The organism is Blautia hydrogenotrophica DSM 10507, assembly GCF_034356035.1.
In the GTDB taxonomy this organism is placed as follows: domain Bacteria; phylum Bacillota; class Clostridia; order Lachnospirales; family Lachnospiraceae; genus Blautia_A; species Blautia_A hydrogenotrophica.
Genome location: NZ_CP136423.1, coordinates 2175284 through 2199325 on the forward strand (window position 1 = coordinate 2175284; position 24042 = coordinate 2199325).

At 45.1% G+C, this 24042-nt stretch carries 23 protein-coding genes; 1 reads left to right on the forward strand and 22 read right to left on the reverse strand.

The window, feature by feature from the left end:
- Positions 1–2 precede the first annotated feature (2 nt).
- The 4 genes from mnmA to BLHYD_RS10170 are packed head-to-tail and all read right to left on the reverse strand — an operon-like array spanning position 3 to position 3197.
- The gene (gene mnmA, locus BLHYD_RS10155) at positions 3–1091 is read right to left on the reverse strand and encodes a tRNA 2-thiouridine(34) synthase MnmA (RefSeq protein ID WP_005948520.1); all 1089 of its coding nucleotides are present in this window, start codon (positions 1089–1091) and stop codon (positions 3–5) included.
- On the reverse strand, positions 1091–1534 hold the full coding sequence (nifU, locus tag BLHYD_RS10160) for a Fe-S cluster assembly scaffold protein NifU (RefSeq protein WP_005948518.1): 444 nt from the start codon (positions 1532–1534) through the stop codon (positions 1091–1093). The genes mnmA and nifU overlap by 1 nt, the downstream gene beginning before the upstream one ends.
- Before the next feature lie 24 nt (positions 1535–1558).
- Positions 1559–2743, reverse strand: a complete 1185-nt coding sequence (gene nifS / locus BLHYD_RS10165) for a cysteine desulfurase NifS (protein ID WP_005948517.1) — start codon at positions 2741–2743, stop codon at positions 1559–1561.
- A 25-nt stretch (positions 2744–2768) separates the two neighbouring features.
- Positions 2769–3197, reverse strand: coding sequence for an RrF2 family transcriptional regulator (locus tag BLHYD_RS10170; RefSeq protein ID WP_005948512.1), 429 nt, complete (start codon positions 3195–3197; stop codon positions 2769–2771).
- A gap of 186 nt (positions 3198–3383) precedes the next feature.
- Here BLHYD_RS10170 and BLHYD_RS10175 point away from each other — a divergent pair, with 186 nt between their 5' ends.
- On the forward strand, positions 3384–4736 hold the full coding sequence (locus tag BLHYD_RS10175; RefSeq protein ID WP_040350554.1) for a putative polysaccharide biosynthesis protein: 1353 nt from the start codon (positions 3384–3386) through the stop codon (positions 4734–4736).
- 419 nt (positions 4737–5155) lie between these two features.
- Here the strand turns inward: BLHYD_RS10175 and xerD are convergent, their stop codons facing one another.
- The 18 genes from xerD to BLHYD_RS10265 form a co-directional block, all read right to left on the reverse strand.
- Positions 5156–6040 (reverse strand): site-specific tyrosine recombinase XerD, encoded by an 885-nt coding sequence (gene xerD, locus BLHYD_RS10180; protein WP_005948507.1) that lies wholly within the window; start codon positions 6038–6040, stop codon positions 5156–5158.
- Positions 6041–6435: 395 nt separating this feature from the next.
- Positions 6436–7038: a stage II sporulation protein M gene (locus BLHYD_RS10185; protein WP_005948502.1), complete on the reverse strand. Its 603-nt coding sequence runs from the start codon at positions 7036–7038 to the stop codon at positions 6436–6438.
- Positions 7039–7196: 158 nt separating this feature from the next.
- Positions 7197–8699: a ribonuclease Y gene (gene rny, locus BLHYD_RS10190; RefSeq protein ID WP_416387550.1), complete on the reverse strand. Its 1503-nt coding sequence runs from the start codon at positions 8697–8699 to the stop codon at positions 7197–7199.
- Positions 8700–9024: 325 nt separating this feature from the next.
- Positions 9025–9510 (reverse strand): regulatory protein RecX, encoded by a 486-nt coding sequence (locus BLHYD_RS10195; protein WP_005948499.1) that lies wholly within the window; start codon positions 9508–9510, stop codon positions 9025–9027.
- Between the two features lie 2 nt (positions 9511–9512).
- Positions 9513–10571: a recombinase RecA gene (recA, locus tag BLHYD_RS10200; protein ID WP_005948498.1), complete on the reverse strand. Its 1059-nt coding sequence runs from the start codon at positions 10569–10571 to the stop codon at positions 9513–9515.
- 487 nt (positions 10572–11058) lie between these two features.
- Positions 11059–12504, reverse strand: coding sequence for a glycogen synthase GlgA (glgA, locus tag BLHYD_RS10205; RefSeq protein ID WP_005948497.1), 1446 nt, complete (start codon positions 12502–12504; stop codon positions 11059–11061).
- A gap of 86 nt (positions 12505–12590) precedes the next feature.
- Positions 12591–13397: a sporulation transcription factor Spo0A gene (gene spo0A, locus BLHYD_RS10210; protein WP_005948496.1), complete on the reverse strand. Its 807-nt coding sequence runs from the start codon at positions 13395–13397 to the stop codon at positions 12591–12593.
- A gap of 456 nt (positions 13398–13853) precedes the next feature.
- A complete protein-coding gene (gene spoIVB / locus BLHYD_RS10215; protein ID WP_260784939.1) occupies positions 13854–15056 on the reverse strand; it encodes a SpoIVB peptidase in 1203 nt (400 codons plus the stop codon).
- A gap of 96 nt (positions 15057–15152) precedes the next feature.
- On the reverse strand, positions 15153–16844 hold the full coding sequence (gene recN / locus BLHYD_RS10220) for a DNA repair protein RecN (RefSeq protein ID WP_005948756.1): 1692 nt from the start codon (positions 16842–16844) through the stop codon (positions 15153–15155).
- A 9-nt stretch (positions 16845–16853) separates the two neighbouring features.
- Positions 16854–17312 carry an arginine repressor gene (gene argR, locus BLHYD_RS10225; protein WP_005948754.1) on the reverse strand — a complete coding sequence of 153 codons (459 nt, stop codon included), beginning with the start codon at positions 17310–17312 and terminating at the stop codon, positions 16854–16856.
- Between the two features lie 11 nt (positions 17313–17323).
- Positions 17324–18184 carry an NAD(+)/NADH kinase gene (locus BLHYD_RS10230; RefSeq protein ID WP_005948752.1) on the reverse strand — a complete coding sequence of 287 codons (861 nt, stop codon included), beginning with the start codon at positions 18182–18184 and terminating at the stop codon, positions 17324–17326.
- 11 nt (positions 18185–18195) lie between these two features.
- The gene (locus tag BLHYD_RS10235) at positions 18196–19002 is read right to left on the reverse strand and encodes a TlyA family RNA methyltransferase (protein WP_005948750.1); all 807 of its coding nucleotides are present in this window, start codon (positions 19000–19002) and stop codon (positions 18196–18198) included.
- Positions 18999–20855, reverse strand: a complete 1857-nt coding sequence (dxs, locus tag BLHYD_RS10240; RefSeq protein WP_005948748.1) for a 1-deoxy-D-xylulose-5-phosphate synthase — start codon at positions 20853–20855, stop codon at positions 18999–19001. Before dxs ends, BLHYD_RS10235 begins: the two co-directional genes overlap by 4 nt.
- Positions 20856–20865: 10 nt before the next feature.
- Positions 20866–21753 (reverse strand): polyprenyl synthetase family protein, encoded by an 888-nt coding sequence (locus BLHYD_RS10245; RefSeq protein WP_005948746.1) that lies wholly within the window; start codon positions 21751–21753, stop codon positions 20866–20868.
- Positions 21743–21976 (reverse strand): exodeoxyribonuclease VII small subunit, encoded by a 234-nt coding sequence (xseB, locus tag BLHYD_RS10250; RefSeq protein ID WP_005948744.1) that lies wholly within the window; start codon positions 21974–21976, stop codon positions 21743–21745. The genes BLHYD_RS10245 and xseB overlap by 11 nt, the downstream gene beginning before the upstream one ends.
- Complete coding sequence (gene xseA / locus BLHYD_RS10255) at positions 21969–23189, reverse strand: exodeoxyribonuclease VII large subunit (protein WP_005948742.1); 1221 nt, start codon at positions 23187–23189, stop codon at positions 21969–21971. The genes xseB and xseA overlap by 8 nt, the downstream gene beginning before the upstream one ends.
- Positions 23186–23593, reverse strand: a complete 408-nt coding sequence (gene nusB, locus BLHYD_RS10260; protein WP_021845638.1) for a transcription antitermination factor NusB — start codon at positions 23591–23593, stop codon at positions 23186–23188. The genes xseA and nusB overlap by 4 nt, the downstream gene beginning before the upstream one ends.
- Positions 23594–23644: 51 nt before the next feature.
- On the reverse strand, positions 23645–24031 hold the full coding sequence (locus BLHYD_RS10265) for an Asp23/Gls24 family envelope stress response protein (RefSeq protein WP_005948738.1): 387 nt from the start codon (positions 24029–24031) through the stop codon (positions 23645–23647).
- Positions 24032–24042 lie beyond the last annotated feature (11 nt).

Genomic DNA, 24042 nt, shown 5'->3' on the forward strand with positions numbered 1-24042 from the left:
ATTTATTTGACCGCAGTAACGATTGTGCCTCCTGCTGCCACATAGCCTTCCTGGTAAAAGACAACTGCCTGCCCAGGTGTGATCGCTCTTTGCGGCTGCGCAAAACGACAGATCACGTCCCCATCAGGAAGAACCTTCTCAATCCAACAAGGGGCTCCCTTATGATTATAACGAATTTTCGCGAGAAGTTCCATCCCTTCTTCAAATTTCTCGATTCCCATATAATTTATTTTTGTACACCGCAAAGCAGACGCGAACACTTCCTGCGCGTCTCCGATCACCACCTCATTCGTCTTTGGCCGAATTTCCGTCACAAAAACCGGACGACCCATAGAAAGATTCAACCCTTTGCGCTGGCCAATAGTATAATGTATGATTCCTCTGTGCTGACCAACCACCGTACCGCCAGCCGTCACAAAATTTCCTTGACAGACTTCTTTTCCTGTTCTTTGCCGGATAAAATTGGCGTAGTCATGATCTGGTATAAAACAGATTTCCTGACTGTCAGGCTTGTCCGCCACCGGAAGCCCGATCTTTGAGGCTATCTCTCGAATTTCTTCCTTATTATAATCGCCTACCGGCATCAACGTGTGGGCTAACTGAGCCTGTGTGAGATTGTACAGGGCATACGTCTGATCTTTCGCCGACACCTCACAGGTTTTCAAAGCATATCTGCCATTCTCGAGACAGACAATCCGAGCATAATGCCCCGTTGCAATATAGTCTGCTCCCAGCTCCTTCGCCTTATTCAGCAAAGCCTCCCACTTTACATATCTATTGCACACAACACAGGGGTTGGGGGTTCTACCTTCCAAATATTCCTGCGTAAAATAATCTACCACATAATCAGAGAAATCTCTCTGAAAATCTACAACATAATAAGAAATCCCCAGCGCCCGTGCAACCTCCTTCGCATCTTCAATCACTTCAGGACTGCCACCCAAGCCTGGGTCATCGGCAGACTCTGAGACGGGAGTCCAAGTCTTCATCGTCACACCCAAAACCTCGTAGCCTGCTTTCTTCAGCAAATAGGCTGCCACGGAGGAATCCACTCCTCCGGACATTCCTATTACAACTCTTTTTCTCGTCATCAATACTCTTCCTCTTCTTCCTCTTCACCCTCATGGATATCGGACTTAGGTTTTGAAAGTCCTTCGATCTTAATCCCGTGTTTTTCCGCGTAATCCCACAGGGCAGCGTGAATTGCCTCTTCTGCCAGCAAGGAACAGTGCACCTTCACGGGCGGAAGTCCGTCCAGAGCTTCCATAACAGCTTTATTTGTCACCTGAAGAGCTTCCTGAATATTTTTTCCTTTTACCAGCTCTGTCGCCATGCTGCTGGTAGCCACAGCTGCTCCGCATCCAAATGTCTTAAATTTACAATCACGAATCACCTGATTCTCATCAATATCCAGATAAATTCTCATAATATCTCCACATTTTGCATTTCCTACAGTGCCAACACCGCTGGCATCCTCAATCTCACCTACGTTTCTCGGATTTTGGAAATGGTCCATCACTTTATCACTATACATCGTTTCTTCCTCCTGTGTTTTCCATTATTTATTCTTTTTCATAAAATCTTCATACAACGGAGACATGTCTCGAAGTCTCGCGACAATCTCCTTTAATTTCTCAACTACATAGTCCAAATCTTCCTTCGTTGTCTCCTCACTGAGAGTCAGACGAAGGGAACCATGGGCAATCTCATGGGGAAGCCCTATCGCCAGCAGTACATGAGATGGGTCCAGAGAACCAGACGTGCAGGCGGAACCGCTGGAAGCACAGATCCCGGCTCCATCCAGAAAGATCAACAAAGACTCGCCTTCAATAAACTGAAAGCTGATATTTACATTGTTCGGAAGTCTCTTTACCGGATCACCGTTTAAGCGGCAATAAGGAATCTCTTTCGTAATCCTCTCAATCAGGTAATCCCGCAGCTTTCTCTCCACTTCGGTGCGCTCCTGCATGGTCCTAGCCGCTCTCTCGGCCGCCGCTCCATATCCTACAATTCCTGGCACGTTCTCTGTACCCGCGCGGCGTTTTCTTTCCTGGGCACCTCCATGAATGAAGGAACGGATTTTCACTCCTTTTCTAATATAGAGAAAACCGATGCCTTTGGGACCGTTAATCTTATGAGCGCTGGAACTGAGCATATCAATATGATACTCGTCCACGTCAATCGGCACCTGCCCAAATGCCTGAACCGCATCCGTGTGAAAATAAATTCCATGCTCTTTCGCAATCTGTCCAATCTCTTTGATTGGCTGGATGCTTCCAATTTCATTATTCGCAAACATCACAGAAATTAGTATTGTCTCCGGTGTAATCGCTTTTTCTAGATCTTCCAATTTGACGATGCCATTCTCATCCACGTCTAGATAGGTCACTCTTGCTCCTCTGTTTTTTTCTAAATACTCACAGGTATGCAAAATTGCGTGATGTTCAATTTTAGTCGTGATAATATGGTTTCCTTTTTTACACAACAGCTCATAGGTGGCCTCCAAAGCCCAGTTATCTGCCTCGGTACCTCCTGCGGTAAAATAAATCTCTTTCGGTTCTGCCCCAATCACCGCCGCAATCTGTTCCCTAGCTTTTGTGATTGCCTCCTTACTGGTTGCCGCGAGATCATAGACACTCGAAGGATTTCCATAGTTCTCCGTAAAATACGGAAGCATCGCTTCCACTACCTCCGTAGCTGTCTTTGTGGTTGCCGCATTATCCAGATAAATTCGTTTACTCATATTTTTCACTCCTGACCTTTTCTTTTTATAGTCCGTTTACTTTTTTGCTTTCCTGAACCAACTGTTCAATCATAATCGTGTCCACAGCCTGGCTGATGCTCTCATTAATCTTTTTCCAGACATACTTTGTAACGCATTTTTGAGATGCTTTACAGGTAGAGACCTCCAAATTACCCGGACAGTCTACTGCATCCAGTGTCCCTTCTAGAGCCCGCAGCACATCTCCCACAGAAATTTCAGAAGGGGATTTCGCTAGACGATACCCTCCCGTCGCTCCTCGCACACTGGTCACCAGACCTGCTCTTCGCATCTTGCCTACCAATTGTTCCAAATAACTGACAGATATATCCTGTCTGTTCGCAATACTCTGAATCGAGACAGGTCCTGTTTCGCTGTGAACTGCCAAGTCCACCATAGCTCGTAGACCATACCTCCCCTTTGTAGATAACTTCATATCTCATCCTCTTCTTATTTCCGAGTATTTTACTGTGATTTCATTTTTACTGTAACATTCTTTCCAAGTTCTGTCAAGAGGATTATGCGAATATACTTAACAAAATATATCAGTTATCGCCATTTGCATTTTTCATCCCATTCTCTGTAAATGGCAGCTAACTGTTCATTGGGTAAGGTAAAAGTCATGGGACAAAAAAAACAACTGTTATGGGGAACTATCATCCTCACTGCCACCGGTTTCCTAAGCCGGCTTATTGGTTTCTTCTATAGAATATTCCTCTCTCACACCATTGGTGCAGAGGGCCTCGGAATCTACCAGCTCGTCTTTCCCGTCCAAGCACTCTGTCTCGCCCTCACCGTCATGGGAATGTCCACCGCGATCTCCCGTTTTGTAGCCAGTCGGTTCGCCGTAAAAGATTTAAAAGGAGCGCATGATATCTTTCTGGTAGGCACCGGAGTCTCCGTGCTCTTTGCCTGCTTAGTTTCCTGGGTCATCCGTGAAAACGCTTCCTTCCTCTCATCTGTTTTCTTAGGAGAACCCAGGACTGAGTCTTTGTTGTGTCTAATGTCCTGGTCTTTGCCACTGTGCGCACTGCACAATTGTATCAATGGTTACTTCTATGCGCAAAAAAAGACAGGAATACCCGCAGCCAGTCAGCTTTTAGAACAGTTCGTCCGTGTGGCAACTGCTTATCTTGCCTATAGTTTCCTTTTGTCCCGAGGACAAGAACCTACCGCCTGGATAGCCGTCATTGGCATCTTTACCAGTGAACTGTGTGTCGTCTTATTTTGCCTCTTCTTCCTTCTCTGGAATCATCAGAAAAGCAAATTGCTGCTCTTTCCCATCCAAGAACCATTCGGACATCTAAGACGGCTTATGGGAATGTACCTCCCTCTAACTACGAACCGCCTAATCATGACCTTTCTCGCATCTGCGGAGGCTATCTTAATCCCCTCCCGGCTGCTGATCTTCGGCTATACCTCCTCCACAGCTTTAAGCATCTATGGTGTTCTCACTGGAATGGCTTTGCCTATGATCTTATTCCCCAGTGCTGTGACCAATTCTATCTCTGTAATGCTGCTTCCCTCCATCGCTCAGCAACAAGCTCTCGGGCAGAAAAAGCAAATCCAAAAAACCATTGAACTCACTGTTCAATGCTGCCTTCTCCTGGGATTTCTCTGCACCGCATTTTTTGCAGTGTTTGGAACCTTTATCGGAAATTTCTTATTCCATAACGAATTAGCTGGCTCTTTTATCCAAACCTTAGCCTTCGTATGTCCCTTTCTCTATCTCAATGGGACTTTGAACAGTGTTTTAAACGGTCTGGGTAAAACCGGCACTTCTCTGATCCACAGTATACTAGGAATCACCCTGCGAATTGCCAGTGTAATCTGGATCATTCCCAGATACAGTATTCAAGGATACCTGTGGGGACTTTTAGCCGGAGAAGTCCTTGTCACTTTTCTGCATCTCCACGCCCTAAACCGCATAGTCCAGATTAATTTTCGCCTTCTGCCTCTGCGTCTGAACAAATAGCCTTTCCTATCACAAAACAAAGGGGCACGCTCTCTTTAGCTTCTCCTTCCCCTCAGTCTTGAGGGACGCGTCCCACTTTGCGCGCCGTCGCTACACCGCCTCGCGGTGAAATTCCTCATTGCAGCGTGCGCATCCTTAGCGGCGCATTTCTGTGATAAGAAAGATCTTTCATACATCCACGTGACAAGGTTTTTCCTAGAATAGAATAAAGTGGGCAAGCCCACTTCAACTCCCCCTCAATCTTTGAGGGGCGCGTCCCACTTTGCGCGCCGCCGCAACACCGTCTCGCGATGAAATTCCTCATTGCGGCGTGTGCATCTTGCCCGGAGGGCTTTTTATTGCATAGAGAACAAAGTTTCCTATGCAATGAAAAAGCCACGAACCGGCTGTAAAAAACAACCGGCGCGCAGCCTCCCATTTTATCTTCTTGGATGTGCCTGCATATACACATCTCTCATTCTGTTCATATTTAGATTCAAATACATCTGTGTCGTCGAGATATCTGAGTGCCCCAACATTTCTTGTAAACTCTTAATATCCGCTCCATTTTGCAGCATATGAGCCGCAAAAGAATGTCTCAGAGTATGGGGTGTAATGTCCGTCGTAATTCCTGCCGCAGACGCATATCCTTTTAAAACTTTCCAAAAACCCTGGCGACTCATCATCTTTCCGGAGCAATTGGGAAACAAGATATCCGTCTCCCCTTTCCTCTGGAAAGCCTCTCTGCCTTGTTCTAAGTACTGAACCAAAGCTCTTTTACACACATTTCCAAAAGGAATCACCCGCTCTCTGGCACCTTCACTGCAATCCACATATCCTAGATTCAAATTCACATCCGATACTTTTAAGTGCATGAGCTCGCTGACACGCATCCCAGTCGCATAGAGCAACTCCAGCATCGCCTTGTCTCTCAGCCCCTTTGCCGTATCCAAAGAAGGCTGTCTCAGCAACAAATCCACTTCTTCCACGGTCAAGATCTCAGGGGTTTTCTTCTCCACTTTCGGAGGCTTCAGATTTTCTGAAGGGTCCTGTACTATCTGGTGGGCTCTGAATAAAAATTGATAAAATGCTCGTATTGAAGCTACGCTTCTGGATATCGTAGACGCTGCGAACTTATTTCTTCTCAAATAACTGAGATATCCATTTAAGTCCGTCTCTGTAACCTTCAAGGGATTATACACCCCCTGTCTCTCCAGATAGGCTGCCATTTTATTCAAATCTCTCTCATAAGAGATTTCCGTGTTGTTAGATGTCTGTTTAATGTTATGTAGATAAGTGATAAACTCACGAATTGCATTTTTCATCTGTGCCCATACCTTATTTCTCAAAATTTAAAAGCAATTCATCATCCAAAAGATTGCTTAAGAGTTACAGTTCAGACCTTCAATAACCTGCAAGGTGTTTTTGTATATTTTGTACAAAAATCCCGCGTATATTCTCGCCAAACTACTATTCGCAGCAGTTTGTGTGCATCGCGAAACGTGTTACTACTCACGAACTGCAAATGAGTGAACAGTAACGTTTAAAATTGCCGTTTTATCGACTGTTTCTTCCTCTGATAAAAATTATTATACGCAGATTTCGCCAGAAAATCAATCGTTTTTTTCCTGAAAACCCCTGTAAAATCAAGGCTTTCGGCATGAAATACCATATGTCGCCCTCCCTACATTTCCCAACACAAGATTTAGTATTCTGCTTCTCAAAAAATCTTAATTTTTTCCAATACAAAGTTCAAAAAAATAGGATTCACATAACTTTCCAGCAGAATCCCTAGTATATATCCTCCTAGACACAGTGCCACCACCAACAACGGATTTTGGCTGATCTTTTTAACTTTTCCCTGAAAACGTAGATGAGACGCAGATTTGCGGGCAAGTTCCCCCATCAGAAATATAGTTGCGGGTAAATAGCAAAGTCCCTGGGGCAGAAACAAAGCTGCACCACCTGCCATCCCGGACACTCCAAACTGAAGAACTGCCAACGCTAAGATGCCTCCCAAGAACAAACCAAGAATCAGAACCGTTAATATTGCCAAGGGCAGCCCCCAAACAGAAAAGCTTCCCAACAGACACATAAACAGCCATCCTCCCCGGTACTTTAAAATATAGAAAAAATACTCCTTTGTCGATAATTCTTCTTTGGACAGCTGAAATAGCATGTAAATCCCCAGCACATTCCCTTGCTGTAGATAAGGCTCCCAGAACAGATTCGCTCCCACAACCCCCACTCCAAATGCCGCTAAAAACAACACCAAAAAGAATTCTGGCGTAAACTTCCAGACAGATATTTTCCGATTCTCCATTTTATTCACCTCTTAGGAATCTATGCTTTCCCTAGCTTGTCACAGAACACTTTGTGCGGCAGCTTGGCGTGAAAAAGGCTTTTCCATAACAACGCAAAAAAGCTGAACACTCTATTCTGAGCATTCAGCTTTTCCATAATCGCTAGCTTAAGAACATTTTATTTCGCATAGTCCACAACACGGCTCTCCCGAATCACATTCACCTTAATCTGTCCCGGATACTCCAACTCTGCCTCGATCTGCTTCGCGATATCCCTCGCTAACAATACCATATCTGCATCGTTGATGTGATCTGGAACCACCATTACGCGGACCTCTCTACCTGCCTGAATAGCAAAAGACTTATCCACACCCTTAAATTGATTGGTGATATCTTCCAACTGTTTTAATCTGTTTGTATATGTCTCCAAGGTCTCTCTTCTTGCACCCGGTCTTGCCGCGGAAATGGCATCCGCCGCTTGAACGATACATGCAATCAATGACTCTGGCTCACAATCTCCATGATGTGCCGCCACTGCATTGATGATAAGAGGAGATTCTTTATATTTCTTACATAAGTCAACACCGATCTGAATATGAGATCCCTCAACCTCGTGGTCGATAGATTTTCCAATATCATGGAGCAGACCAGCGCGTTTTGCCATACGTACATCAACCCCAATCTCTCCTGCCAACAGGCCGGACAACTGGGCAACTTCTATGGAATGTTTCAACGCATTCTGTCCATAACTGGACCGGAACTTCATTCTACCTAAGAGTCGAATCAATTCCGGATGAATGCCATGTACTCCAACATCAATGGCTGCGTTTTCTCCTTCTTCACGGATCATCGCTTCCACTTCTTTTTGAGCCTTCTCCACCATTTCCTCAATACGTGCGGGGTGGATACGTCCATCAACAATTAATTTTTCCAGTGCGATACGTGCAATTTCTCTCCGAATCGGATCAAATCCCGACAGGACCACCGCCTCCGGTGTGTCATCAATAATCAAATCGACACCTGTCAGCGTCTCCAACGTCCGAATATTCCTTCCTTCCCTTCCGATAATTCGCCCTTTCATCTCATCGCTCGGAAGCTGAACTACCGAAATGGTTGTCTCAGAAACATGGTCTACGGCACATTTCTGAATAGCAGTCACTACATACTCTTTGGCTTTCTTGTTTGCTTCTTCCTTTGCTCGGCCCTCCAATTCTTTATAGAGCTTCGCAACATCAACTTTTACGTCGTCTTCTACAGATTTTAACAATTGTTCTTTTGCTTGTTCGGAGGTAAGACCTGAAATTCTTTCCAGTTCCCGTACTCCTTGTTCTTCAAGCTCGCCTACGCGTTTTTCTTTCTTTTGCAAATCAGCTATTCTTGCTGTACATTCCGCTTCCCGCTTTTCAATCACGTCAGCCTTCTTGTCCACCGCTTCTTCCTTAGACAACACCCGCTTTTCATATTTCTGTAATTCAGCTCTACGTTCTTTCGTCTCTTTTTCCAGTTCATTGCGGGTGCGCAGAGATTCCTCTTTTACTTCCAAAAGAGCTTCTCTTTTCTTAGAGTCTGCTGCTTTCAAGGCTTCGTCTATGATGCTTCTTGCTTTCTCCTCAGCCGTACCAATAACTTCCGCATCCTTCTTCGTCTTGTTATCGATCGCCACCTTATAGGTTACAGGGATTGCAATAAGTAGCGCAACTACAGCGACAATTGCAATGATTACACTTGCCACAGGAGCACCTCCTTATTAAATTTTCATTGTACATTCACAACAATACAAGTTTATATTGTTTTCGGAATTATGTCAAGTTTTTCTAATCAAATTTTATACCTTTTCGAAACTATTCAGCCATGCGACTGATAAGAGCAAAAATCTGGAGCAAGCTTGCTTGCAGAGGAATTTTGCTCTTATCAGACATATGGCACTTGCCATAAGCGAGGATTTCTCCGCATATGCGGCGATATAAGCTTCGTAACAGCTAATCCGAGCTGCTATGACTGAATTGTTACACCTTTTCAATCCCTTCCTCTTCCAGTACGGCCCGGATATCCTCGAATTGAAACCCTCGCCTGGCCAAAAAGCCATACAGACGTCTCAGATGAACCTCGTCCAATTTCGTCCCCGGCGCATATTTTCTGCGAATCTGACGTCGAATCATCGCCTTCTCGTCCACGTCTTCATAAGTGGTCACTTCTTCCCACGCCTCCTGCAACTTTTCATAGGAAATCCCTCTTTGATACAGCTCCTGAAACAACCTTTGTTTGCTCTTAGTCTGAAGACGGTATGTCAGATAATTTCTGGCATACCGTTCATCATCCACATATCCAAAGGATTTCACATACTCCACCGCTGCCTCCACTGCCTCTGGCGGATACCCATTTTGGGCAAGTTTCTGTCTCAAATTCTGTTCTGTACGGTCTCTCTGTTCCAGAAGACGCAGCGCCTTTCTCTTAGCTTTCTGGCACAGAAGTCTCTGCTCTTCCTCCATCATTCCTATACTTCCTTGTCAGAATCCGGTACAAGGGAGCTAGTGCCTTCTGTACCCACAGGTTCTTCCTCCAACAAATGGTGAAAAACTCTCACCTTATGATCAATCTCTTGAAAAACTTCCGGGTGTTCTTTTAAGTATATTTTTGCATTTTCCCGCCCCTGCCCGATCTTCTCTCCATTATACGCGTACCAGGCACCACTCTTGTTCACCACATTGCAGGCCGCTGCTAAATCCAAGACATCTCCTTCTCTAGAGATTCCCTCTCCAAACATAATATCAAACTCCGCTGTCTTAAAGGGCGGTGCCACCTTATTCTTCACCACTTTCACCTTTGTGCGGCTACCCACGAATTCACTGCCTTGTTTTAGACTTTCTCCCTTACGAACTTCCAGACGGATGGAGGAATAAAATTTTAAAGCCCGGCCTCCTGTAGTCGTCTCCGGATTTCCAAACATTACACCGACTTTTTCACGGAGCTGATTGATAAAAAGTACAATACAGTTGGATTTGCTGATAACAGCAGTCAGTTTCCGCAATGCCTGAGACATTAACCTAGCCTGTAGTCCCACATGGGAATCTCCCATATCTCCGTCAATTTCCGCTTTCGGCACTAGAGCTGCTACAGAATCCACGATTACAATGTCCACAGCCCCCGAGCGAACCATAGTTTCAGCGATTTCTAAAGCCTGCTCTCCGTTGTCAGGCTGCGAGATATATAAATTATCAATATCTACGCCAATGTTTTTTGCATACACCGGATCCAACGCATGCTCCGCATCGATAAATCCAGCGATTCCCCCTCTTTTTTGTACCTCAGCCACCATGTGAAGTGCCACTGTTGTCTTACCGCTGGATTCTGGACCATATACTTCCAAAATTCTTCCCCTCGGCACTCCGCCAAGTCCCAGAGCAATGTCCAAACTCAGAGAGCCCGTGGGAACCGTCTCAATCTGGTGATTGATCTTAGATTCTCCCAATTTCATGACAGCTCCCTTGCCATACTGCTTTTCGATATTTTCAATCGCTGACTCCAGCGCTTTTTGTTTCTGTTCGTTATTCATCTATGTACTCCTTCAATATTCATTTTATACGAACCTGTGTTCGTGTCCTCTATCTACCATAGTAAAGCACATCTTCTGAAATGTCAACCGGTTTTTTAGACATCCGTCAAAACTGTCGTAACCGTTCAGCCTTTCGGCTTCACTGTCACAAATGCATGCACACAGACTGCGATTCTCTCAGTCTGGCACCTGCAGTCCCCGGGATCCCGCTGCAAATGCAGTGTAACGCCTCGCGGGACAGCGTCAGGCTGAACTATTACAAACTGCCATCACTGTGAACAGAGGGATAACAATAAGGCGCCGGCCAACAGCCAGCGCCTTATTGCTATCAGACATTTAGTAACCGTTCAGCCTTTCGGCTTCACTGTCACAAATGCATGCACACAGACTGCGATTCTCTCAGTCTGGCGCCTGCAGTTCTCGGGATCCCGCTGCAAATGCAGCGTGACGCCTCACGGGACAATGTCAGGCTGAACTATTACAACATTTACTCTCCGATCAGCCAGTTATACATCTCCTCATACTGAGCAGCGGAATGATTCCATGAAAAATCAGCAGCCATCGCTCGGTCAATGATCTTATTCCACTCTCGTTTTTTGTCATAATAAATTCTCTCCGCATTGCGGATTACACCCAGCATCTCATGGGCATTGTAATTTGTAAAACTAAAACCAGTTCCTGTACTCTCATACTCATTGTACGGCTGTACTGTATCTTTTAATCCGCCAGTTTCACGAACAATCGGAACGGTTCCGTACCGCAGACTCATCAGCTGACTCAGACCACATGGCTCAAACAAAGACGGCATCAAAAATGCATCTGCGGATGCATAAATCTTATGAGACATCGGCTCTGAATAATAAATATTCGCTGAAACTTTTCCATGGTACTTCCAGTCAAAATGGCGGAACATATTTTCGTATCGTTCATCTCCAGTACCCAGCACCACAATCTGTACTGCGTCCTGACACAATTCGTCCATAACATAAGCGATCAGATCAAACCCTTTCTGGTCTGTCAGTCTCGAGACAATTCCCAGCATCATCACACTGGAGTCCTCGTCCAACCCCAGCTCTCTCTGAAGCGCTAACTTGTTTTTTACTTTTTCTTTTCTAAACGTTACAGCATTATACTGTTTTGCAATAAAAGGATCTGTCTGAGGATTGTACTCTTCATAGTCAATTCCATTTACAATTCCTCTCAGACTGTTGGAGCGGGCACACATCAGCCCCTCTAACCTTTCCCCATAAAAAGGAGTCTTAATCTCTTCTGCATAGGTATTACTTACGGTCGTCACCGCGTCAGCAAACACGATTCCACCTTTAAGGTAATTCGCATCCTTATAAGCCTCAAGCTTATCTGGAGTAAAATAATAGTCAGAAAGCCCGGTAATGTCCTTTACCGTCTTTACATCCCACACACCTTGGAACTTCAGGTTATGTATCGTCATAACCGTTTTAATACCTCGGAAGAATTCACCGGCTTGAAAACTGTCATGCAGATAGACAGGTACCAAGCCAGTCTGCCAGTCATGGCAGTGTATAATATCCGGCCTGAAATCGATCACCGGCAGGATAGACAGTACTGCTTTGGAGAAAAAAGCAAACTTTTCCAAATCCCAAGGGCCACTGTCATAGGGCTTAGGTCCACTGAAATAATACTCGTTGTCGATGAAGTAAAATTGAATACCATCGTACTCCAGATGCATAATTCCGACATAACAGTTTTTAAATCCCAGGTCCATATAAAAATGCGTCATATACTGCATTTTATCTTTCCATTCCTGTTTCATACAGGCATATTTCGGTAAAACCACCCGCACGTCGAAATACTGTTTGTCAAAACATTTAGGAAGTGCACCGGCTACGTCAGCTAATCCACCAGTTTTGATAAAAGGTACTGCTTCCGATGTGGCAAATAAAATTTTCTTCATCAGTATACCCTCCTTGGTAGTACAATTTTCTCGCTGTCTTTTATAAATGACTCGCTCTATTATTGTTATTATATCCTATTCTCCGGTCAATGAAAAGAGCGATTTTTGTACTCCAATCGTATTTTGTCCGCGATCAGTGCAATAAATTCTGAATTTGTAGGCTTGCCTTTTCCTGTGCTGACCGTATAACCAAACAATTCATCAATTGTGTCCATTTTCCCACGGCTCCAAGCCACCTCAATCGCATGGCGGATTGCCCGTTCCACTCTACTTGGCGTCGTCTGCTGTCTTTTGGCAATGGTCGGATACAAAATCTTTGTAATAGAATTGAGCATCTCCATATCGTTGACACACAGAATAATGGCATCTCTTAGATACTGATACCCTTTGATATGAGCCGGAACTCCGATTTCATGAATGATATTCGTCACATCCGTCTCTAAATTTCTCTGAGAATATACGGATTTTTCCTCCTGCACTTCTTTTCTTGTGATCTCTCTGCTCCTTCTAGTGACAAAATTTCTCATATGTTTGATACGGTTTAACAACATCTGCGTGTCAAAGGGTTTTAGCACATAGTAATCTGCTCCCAAGTTAAACGCATCCTCCGTAATTCTCTCCTGTCCGACAGCCGATACGACAATAAAAGACGGAACTTTTTTCAGGCTGCTGTCATGGTGAATTTTCTCCATCACCGACAGACCGTCCACCTTCGGCATAATAATATCCAAAATCACCACATCCGGCTCTTTATTCTGAATAATTTTACAAATCTCTTCTCCATTGTGAGCTTTTCCAACTAGCTCTAATTCGTTGTCCTCGTCGATCAGCTTCCCCAGCATTTCCACCATCTTCTCATTGTCATCTGCTATCGCTACATTTAATTTTTCCATGGGTATAATACCTCCTAAATTCTAAAACGCAAAAACCACTTTTTAACCTTTCCATTCCAAAAATCATTCCCTGATTCTACAGGCAACGCAGGAATCCCTTCATGATGAGAAACAATGGGCCCTCTATAAAACTTGTTTCCTTACACCACATCACTATTATAGACTGAATCTTCTTCTGAGACAAGACGAATATATCACTTCCGATCTAATTTCGTTCCCCATATTTTGACAAATTATTCTTTTTTTTGATATCTATATCGAGCTTCTTCGTCTTTTTTTTACTATATTGGAATCAAAATTCTAACAATCCATAATTATAAAACTTCTTTCCTCATAGATCGCCGAATACCCATAAAAAACTCGTAATATTGTGATAATTAGATTAATTTTTATAGTTTTCCCGGAAATTCTGGTTATTAAAACAGATTTTTACAAGGCGGGCAACATGGATTTTTTCTACTGCTTCAGCATGGTCTCAATAAAAATTCCATACCCCGTACTGGAATCCTGAACAAAAACATGGGTGACTGCTCCTACCACCTTGCCGTCCTGAATCACTGGGCTTCCGCTCATTCCCTGGACGATTCCCCCTGTAGCTGACAAAAGACGGGGATCCGTGACTTTAATGACAAAACTCTTATTCGTGTCTTCATGGTCCATATCGATCTTCGTAATCTCCACATCAAATTTTTCAACTTTTCCATCCAACTCAAACAGAATCTGTGCATCCCCAAGCTTCATGTCCTGTTTATAGCCAACCGGCAGCTTCTGCCACTGAAACCTTTTTTTCTCATCGGAGTCCATCGAACCATAGATGCCATTGGAACAATTTTTGCTGATCTTCCCCACTCGATTGGAATCCTGATACCGAATAATTCCTGACAATTCTCCAGGGCTTCCCTTGCTGCCCTTTTGAATTCCTAGAATCTCTGTCTGGTACAAGGCACCATCCTGTATGTGCAAAAGTTCTCCAGTGTCCACATCACTGATCCCATGCCCTAGTGCTCCAAAATCTCCATTCTCCCGCACATAAGTCAATGTTCCTATTCCTTGCGTGTTGTCGCGGACCCATATGCCGAGCTTATAGCATCCGTCTTCCCCCATCACTGGTTCCAGGCAAATTGGTATTTCCTCCCCGTGACGTATGACAGACAAGGTGGCCGTCTCTCCCTGACAACAGGCGATGTCTTCCACAAGCTCCTTTTTGGAAGTCACTCTTTGATCGTTAAAGGCAACGATGTAGTCTCCTGCCTGAGCAATGTTCTTAGCCGGGTCATAGCTAGTCCCATCCTTTCCTACGATCTCTCCGGTATCAATAATCAGGACACCTTGAGTCTCCATATAAAGCCCTACTGGCTCTCCACTGACCCAAAGATTCTCCCGGCTTCCTGTAGTGACTTTTACATCCTTAAAAGGAATCACCCCAAACAGACTACACTGAATCGTATAAGAGCCACCTTGCGATGCAGGAATGGACGCCTCACTTTTTATCCAAAAAGAATCAAACAGCCTTTCTACTTTCTCTTCCTCCCCTTCCACAAGGTGAAGTTCCTGAGGTATTTTTCGGTCAAGATAGCGATAACCTAGGTATCCCATTACCAGCAAATCCAGAGCTAAAAGACAATAGATCAGCCGCCGGTATCTTTTTTTCCTCGCCATTTTATCACATCCTCCTTTGTCTAAAGTTTACTTTTTTATATACAAAGAAAAAGGATATACACTTGGTATACCCTTTTTTAGTATGTGATAAAATTATTATTTCAATCTTGTATTTTTTTGTTGTCGTGCCAATTCCTTCATCTCTCTGGCATTTTCTATAACTCGCCCGGTAATTTGTGCTCCTCCTAACATCCTCGCCAGCTCTCGAACAGATGCCTCCTTGTCTAAAGCATAAATCTGTGTCGTCGTCTCAGACTGATCGGCTAATTTTCTGATCTCAAAGTGTCGATCTGCCATCGCTGCAATCTGGGGCAAATGGGTGATGCACAGAACTTGGTGTCTTCTTCCAATAATTGCCATTTTCTCGGAGACTTTCTGTGCCGTGCGTCCACTGATTCCAGTATCAATTTCATCGAAAATCAAAGTATCAATCTCGTCTCTGTCTGCGAGAATCGTCTTAATTGCCAGCATAATTCTGGACAACTCTCCTCCGGACACCACTTTGCCAAAGGGTTTTCTGGGCTCGCCGGGATTTGTTGAAATCTCGTATTCGATCTCATCGAAGCCGTTGGCTGAATAGGTTTTTCCCCGTCGAAAATCAATTGCAAAATCGACTTCCAAAAAATTGAGATCTTTCAGACTGTTTCGAATCTCCTCTGAAAGCTTTTGTCCATATTGTTTCCGAATTGCTGACAAATCATGTGAGACTTTCTCCAATTTATTCTGAGATTTTTCAAGTTTCTCTCTCAATTCCTGGATATTTTCCTGATATTTTCTCAGCTTTTCCAATTTTTTCCGCTGTTCTTCCTCAAAAGAAGTAATTTTCTCTAACGTCTTTCCATATTTTGCCTTCAAACTGTTAATGAAGTCCAGCCTCTGCTCCGTCTGATAGAATTCCTCTTCCTCAAAAACTAAACTGTCCAGATATGAGGACAGCTCCCGGTTAAAATCATTCAACAATCCGTCAATGTCCAGCAGAGATTTTTCCATCTGGGATAGTTCCTCATCGTAAGAGGAAACTTGTGAAATCTCCTGAAGTGCTTTTCCTAGCAGTTCACCAACACATCCTGTCTCCTCATATCCTGTACAAAGGTAGACGGTTTGAAGAGCCTCCACAATTTTCCGACTGTTATTCATCTTCCGGTATCTCTGTTCCAGCTCCTCGTCTTCACCAGGCACCAGCTGCGCTTTCTCAATTTCCTCCAGCTGAAACTCCAAAAGAGACAGCTCCCGATTTCTCTGAGACTCGTCCATATCCATGGAGGCAAGCTCTTTCCTGATATGACAATACTCCTGGTACGCCTCTTGAACTTTGCGCTTTGACGGCTCAATCTGCTCTTTTCCATAGGCATCCAAAATTTCCAACTGCCTTTGGGGATAGAGCAAAGACTGATGTTCATGCTGACCGTGAATGTCCAGCAAGAGCCCTGCCGCCTCTTTCATCTGACTCACAGTACAAGTCTGTCCATTTATTTTATTCACACTGCGCCCTTCCATAATCTTACGCGAGAGCAAAACCTGTCCATCCTCCACAGAGATATCCATTTCCGCCAGTTTTCTCTCCACCTGCGGATTCTCTATCTGAAACAGCAACTCCACCAGCGCATGTGACGATTTCTCACGAATCATTTCTTTTGACATTTTGCTGCCTAAAATCAACTGCATGGACCCTAGAAGAATAGACTTTCCTGCTCCCGTCTCTCCGGTCAGAATATTCAAGCCTGGACCAAAATCCACCTCAGCTTCCTCAATCAATGCCAGATTTTTCACATGAAGATGTATTAACATTGCATCACCTTATCCTAACTCTTCCAGTATTTTACGCAGACGTTCCATAATCAAAAGAGTGTCGTCCGCCGTTTTGATTGCACACATAATTGTATCGTCACCGGCAATACACCCTACAATCTCTTTCCAATTCAGTTCATCCAGCGCTGCCCCCACAGCCATAGCCATCCCAGGTACTGTCTTAATCACCAGAATATTCTGTGCCATATCCATGGAGAGAAACGCGTCTCTTAAAACTCTGGAATATTTCTCGCTGAGATTCTGCCTGGAATTATGTAAAACCTCATAGTGGGAGCGCCCGCTCTTCCCTGTAACTTTCGTTAAATTCAATTCCCTGATGTCTCTAGAAATCGTAGCCTGGGTCACAGAATATCCGGCTTGATTCAAGTGTGCCGCCAATTCCTCCTGCGTCTCGATCTCATACTCATGAATCAGCTCAATAATCTTCGCATGTCTTTCTATCTTCATCACAGGACCTCCTAATGGTTACGCATCTTCTTGCGCAAAACTTCCACAAAGCTCAGATTACTCAGTCTCACAATCCGAGTCTTTACATTCGCCTTCTCAATAATCAGTTTGTCTTTAGTCACCATTCGAAGCATCGTATCCCCGTCAAAAGATACGATTGCCTGTTCTTCACTGACCTTCCTTCCCTCGCCAACCTCCACACACAGTACGTCTCCAGGTGAAAAAACCACACTGCGGGAGTTCAACGTATGCGGAGCTAGCGGTGTCATAATCATCATAGAAGCGCTAGGAGAGACAATCGGCCCCCCTGCTGACAGACTATAACCAGTGGAGCCCGTAGGCGTAGACACAATCACACCATCAGCATTGTACACATTGAGATACTCTCCATTTACATAATTGATGAATTTCAGAACTCTTAAACGTCCTTCACGGCTAATTACAATATCATTTAAAGCGATATCCTCTCCAATCAGCTCCCCCTCATGAAATGCTCGGCCAATCAGCATCATCCGCTCATCAATGGAATACTCGTCAGCCATCAACTTATCCAAAGCTGGATATAAATTCTGCCGATCTACTTCTGCGAGAAACCCTAAAGTTCCAAGGTTGATTCCCAACAACGGAATCCCTTTGTGTACCACATCTCTGGCTGCTTGAAGAAGAGTTCCGTCTCCGCCCAGTACTATGATACAGTCCGTGTCATCTGGAATTTTATCCGGGTTTGTGTAATGATACGGTCCTTCCTTTTTCTCACCGGCGATCTGAATCTGACAGGTTCTGCCATGGTGTTCCAAATACTGCCGAATCTTATCTGTAATCACCAGTCCTACATCTTTTTGATTGTTGGTTATGATAAAAAATCTGTCCATTGGCTTCTTCCTTACATGAGTGTCTCGTGGGCTTTCTTTACAATCTGTGCGGATTCGAAAACCATCCTTTCAGACTCCTGCCCTTCTTTCAATCTTCGCAGATAGAGCAAATACTCAATATTCCCTTCTGGGCCTTTAATTGGAGAAAATTCCAGGTTCAAGATCTCAAAAGAAATTGACTTCGCATAATCAACGATCTTCTCAATAACTTCCAGATGAACCGCAGGGTCTCTGACCACGCCTTTTTTCCCTACCTTCTCTCTTCCCGCCTCGAACTGCGGTTTAATTAGACAGACAATCTCTCCTCCCTCTCCTAACAGCTCCCTCACCGGGAGTAACACCTTAGTCAGAGAGATAAAAGACACATCAATGGAGGAAAAGTCCGCCTGTTCCCCGATGTCATCCGGTACGACATACCGAATGTTCGTCTTCTCCATGCAGACCACTCTTGGGTCATTTCGCAGCTTCCAATCCAGCTGTCCGTGCCCCACATCGATGGCATAGACCCTCTTTGCCCCATTCTGAAGCATACAGTCTGTAAAACCGCCTGTGGAGGCTCCCACATCCAGGCACACCTTTCCTTCTAGGCTGACACCGAAATGGGTCATGGCCTTTTCCAGCTTCAGCCCACCTCTACTGACGTAAGGCAGTGTATTTCCCCGAACTTCAATGTGAACACTGTCCTGAAACATCGAACCTGCCTTGTCTTCTTTCTGCCCGTCCACATAGACCTCTCCGGCCATAATTACCGCTTTTGCCTTTTCCCGGGAAACCGCAAGATTTCTCTTGACCAATAAAACATCTAAGCGTTCCTTCATCTTGTATTATCCTCAATGATTTTCAGAACGGACTGCGCGTCCAGTCCCAATTCTTTCTTCCATTTTTCCACATTTCCATGCTCCACAAAGTGGTCCTGAATAGCCAATATCCTGACTTTTATCTGGGAATACTTGCCGTTCAGATAGGCGGATACCTGCTCTCCAAAACCTCCACTTTGATTGTTCTCTTCCATTGTAATCATCAGTCTGTGATCCTGTGCTAAATCATCCAGCAACTCCCGGTCAAAGGGCTTCGCAAAACGCATATTCACAAAGGTCACATCTTTTCCCTGCTCCTGCAGTGCTTTCCACACCTGCTCTGCCGTCTTTACCATACTTCCGAGAGCCAGTAAAGCCACATCTTTTCCCCGCGAGATCACCTCGGCCTTTCCACACTCAATGGGAGCACGAAACTCCTGAAGCCCATCGTAGGCCTCCCCTCTAGGATATCTCACAGCAACAGGGCCATCCGCGTGAATCGCATATTTCATCATATCGGAGAGTTCCCAGATATTCTTCGGAGCCATCACGGTCATATTCGGCATCATAGACAGATAACTTAAATCAAAGCAGCCATTGTGCGTCTCCCCGTCACTTCCCACGAGGCCAGCCCGGTCAATAGCAAAAACCACGTGGAGCTTCTGCATACATACATCGTGTAGTACCTGGTCTATAGCCCTTTGCAGGAAAGAAGAATACACAGCAAAAACTGGAACCATCCCTCCTAGAGCCAGCCCTGCAGCAAAAGTCACTGCGTGACTCTCCGCGATTCCCACATCAAAAAAACGCTCCGGGAACATATTGGCAAAACGTTTCAGCCCCGTGCCCGTGGGCATGGCCGCTGTAATCGCCACTACATTTTTTTCCCGATCTCCCATCTTTCTCATCACAGTGGAAAAAATATCCGTATACGTAGGCTTTCCCTTCTTTAAGGGCAGCCCCGTCCCAATGTCGAAGGCAGCAGTTCCATGAAACCTTGCAGGATGTCTCACCGCTGGCTCATAGCCCCGGCCTTTCTCAGTGACCACATGTACCAGCACTGGGCCCTGAACCCGTTTTGCCTCATTGAACAGCTTCATCATCTGAAGCATATCGTGCCCGTCGGCAGGCCCCAGATAAGTAATTCCCATATCTTCAAACCACATGCCTGGAATGAACAGTTGTTTTATACTGGTCTTTGTCCTACGGACCGCGTCCACAAGCTGCTCCCCCACTCTCGGTATTTTTTTTAGAGAATTCGTCACACTCAGCTTCAGTCCTGTGTAAGACTGCGCAGTCCGAACTGCACTCAGATAGGAAGAGATGCCTCCTACATTTTTAGAAATGGACATGGTATTATCATTCAGCACAATCATAAAATTTGTCTTTAATTCTGCTGCATTGTTCAGCGCCTCATAGGCCATTCCACCTGTCAGAGCTCCGTCTCCGATTACAGAGACTACTCGGTAATTCTCTCCCCTTAAATCTCTCGCCCGTACATAGCCTAGCCCCGCCGACAGAGAATTCGAACTGTGTCCCGTATCAAACGAGTCACACGCACTCTCATTTCTCTTTGGAAAGCCACTGAGGCCGCCCTCCTGTCTCAAACTTGAGAATAGATTTTTGCGGCCTGTGAGAATTTTATGAGTGTAGGCTTGATGCCCCACATCCCAGATCAGTTTATCCTCCGGAAATTCCAACACATTGTGTAAAGCCAAAGTCAGCTCCACTGCTCCTAGGTTGGACGCTAAATGTCCTCCTGTCTTACTCACACTCTCAATGAGAAACTGACGGATTTCTTCTGCCAGTTCTGGAAACTCTGCCAGAGGAATTCTGTGCAGATCATTCGCTTTGTTTATTTTTTCCAGAATCATAAGTACCCCTCTATTTCTTGCGGTTTACCAACTCCTGTATCAAAGTCCGCAAAAATTCATTTTTTTCTTCCAAACCGTCAAAAGTTTCAATTGCCTCCTGGGATAATCGTTCCACTTCTCTTTGCGCATTCTCAATACCTTTTAGTGTCACATAGGTCGTCTTATGATTTTTTTCATCACTGTGAATCGGTTTTCCCAACTCTTCCTGTGTGCTAGTCACATCCAAAATATCGTCTTCGATCTGAAATGCCAGTCCCACACAGCCCGCAGCCTTCTCCACCTGGCGGATTTTCGTGTTCTCAGCTCCTGCAAGAATAGCCCCTACCATCATAGAGGCTTCCATCAGCGCCGATGTTTTGTTCTCATAAATATAATCCAAGAGCTGAAGATCCAGAGGTTTTCTGTCATTTTCCACGTCCACACTCTGCCCTCCCAGCATCCCATACATTCCGGTTTTCGCGGCTAGAACCCTAAGGGCCAGTACCACCCGCTCTGTACGGTCTGTCAGCTCAAATCCAGACAATGCCACTTCATAGGCATAATTCAAGAGCGCTGCTCCACTTATCACTCCCATATCCTCTCCGAATACCTTCCAAGTCGTCTCTCTTCCACGACGGTACTCATCGTTGTCCAGAGCAGGAAGATCATCATGAATCAGAGAATGCGTATGAATCATTTCCATAGCCACCATGAACGGCTCGATCACTCTTTGCGTTCCCCCGAACATCCGATAGACTTCCTGCATCATCAGCGGCCTCAGTCTTTTTCCTCCAGCCAGCATACTATAGTTCATCGCCCTTGCCAAAGTGCTGGCAAATCCTTCCTCCTTTGGAAGATAGCGCCGAATCAGCTGTTCTATCTCCTGTGTTTTTAAATTTAATTCTTCTTTAAAATTCACTGATTACTCCATCCTCATCTATCTGAAGCATCTTCTTCTCCACCCGGTCGATCTTTCCATTGCAGTATTTCAACAGCTTGATTCCCTCCTGATACACTGCAAAAGACTCCTCCAAAGAGGTCTGACCATTCTCTAGCTTTTGTGTCAATGCATCCAGCCTTTCAAATGCTTCCTCTATCGTCAATATAGTTTCCTTTGTCTCTTGCTCGTCTTTCTTACACATTCCATTTCTCCCTGTCTACCAGACTGCTCCCGGTCACCTGTGCCTGAATCTCTCCGTCAGTCACCTGAATTCGAATAGCATCCAGCGGTTTCACCTGCTCAACTCGATGAATGCCATGTCCATTTTCATCTGTGACAAACGAAAATCCCTGGGTCAGCTTTTTCAGCGGAGAGCAACCGTAAAGCCGTTGGGCATAAACCTGAAGCTCATGTCTGGAGTCTTTGATTTTCTGCTTCATACCGTTCTCAATCTTCTCCTGGATATCTGCCAGATACTGCCTTCTCTCCAAAATCTGCTGCCTAGGACTCAAAAAACCCATACGAATCTTATACTGTTCCAAGCGGCTTTTTAAAAGCGTCAGGCGCCCCAGTAATCCACGCTCCAATCTGCTTTCGTACTCCGCCAATTGTCCCAGAAATCCACGGTAATCATCCACTGCCAGTTCCGCAGCCGCTGACGGCGTGGGAGCCCGCAAATCTGCCACATAGTCTGCAATCGTCACATCTGTCTCATGTCCCACTGCCGATATCACTGGGGTTGTGCATTCAAAAATTGCGCGGGCGACTTCCTCCTCGTTAAAAGCCCATAAATCCTCAATAGATCCGCCGCCTCTGCCTACGATCATCACGTCTACACCCAGCCTGTCTAAAGTCTGAATTCCCTTTACAATACTCTCTTTCGCGCCAGCTCCCTGAACCAGAGCCGGATACAGAATAATTTGAAGATAGGGATTTCTTCTATATGAAATGTTCCGAATGTCCTGAATCGCAGCCCCGGTAGGTGCCGTCACCACACCCAGAGTGCGTATGAATCTGGGAATCGGCTGTTTGTACTCAGGTGCAAACATCCCCATCTCTTCCAATTCTCTTTTCAGAGCCAAAAACCGTTCATAGAGCAACCCTGCTCCTTCTAACTGAATCTGTCTGGCGTAGAGCTGGTATTTTCCATCTCTCTCATAGACGTTCACGCTGCCGCTCACCACAACCTTATCTCCGTTTTTCATGGCGAAGCCTAGTCCTCGTCTCTGACCTGCGAACATCACACAGGCAATCGTTCCAGTCTCATCTTTCAGGGAAAAATAGATGTGTCCGGACGTATGATATTTACAGTTGGATACCTCTCCTTTTACAGAAATTCTGCTGAGCATGAAATCCTGCGTAAACATATTTTTGATGTAGTTGTTTACCTGTCCTACGGAATAGATACTGTTCATCTCAATTCTTTCGCCACTCTACCAAGAATTCCGTTGACAAACGCAAAGGAATCCTCACCACCGAATCTCTTTGCAAGCTCCACAGCTTCATTGATGGATACCTTCGTGGGAATCTCTTCCTCATATTTCAGCTCATAGACGGAAAGACGCAGCGCTGTCAAGTCCACTCTGGCCATACGGCTGGTCTTCCATCCCTTTGACAGTTGGTTGAGCAGTTCGTCAATTTCCTTCAAATGTGAGATCACCTGCTCATATTTTTCCTGCATATATGCGCGGTCACTTTCATCCAACTCTTCCAGTTCATTGAAATAGATTGTCAGCTGCTGCGGCATTTCCTCCTCCGTATTAAACTGACTCATAAAAAGGAGCTTAAAAATGTGCTCCCTGATCTTACTTCTCCCCATGGGATTTCCTCCTGTATCTGTTGCTTTCATGTAACACAAAAAAGGAAAGGGTTACTTTCCTTTTTCGTTCTCCATATCGACACTTGCAATTCGGATATTCACATCCGCAACCTCGAGCCCCGTCATATTCTCGATAGCCGCCTTTACCTTTTCCTGTACCGTCTTACTGGTCTCGAGTATGTTCTTCCCGTAAGCAATATTCAGAGCCAGATCCACCGTAACCACGTTCTCCAGGACATTTACCTTCACACCTTTAGACAGATTCTTCATTCCCAGTTTTCCCACCAGCTCGTTGGTGATGTTCCCGGCCATGGACGCGACCCCTTCTACCTCCGTTGCCGCCAGCCCTGCGATGATCGCCACTACTTCATCAGCAATGTAGACTTCCCCGCTTCCATCTAGTTCCTGTATCTTATATGTGTTTCTCTTCTCTGCCATAATAAGACCCT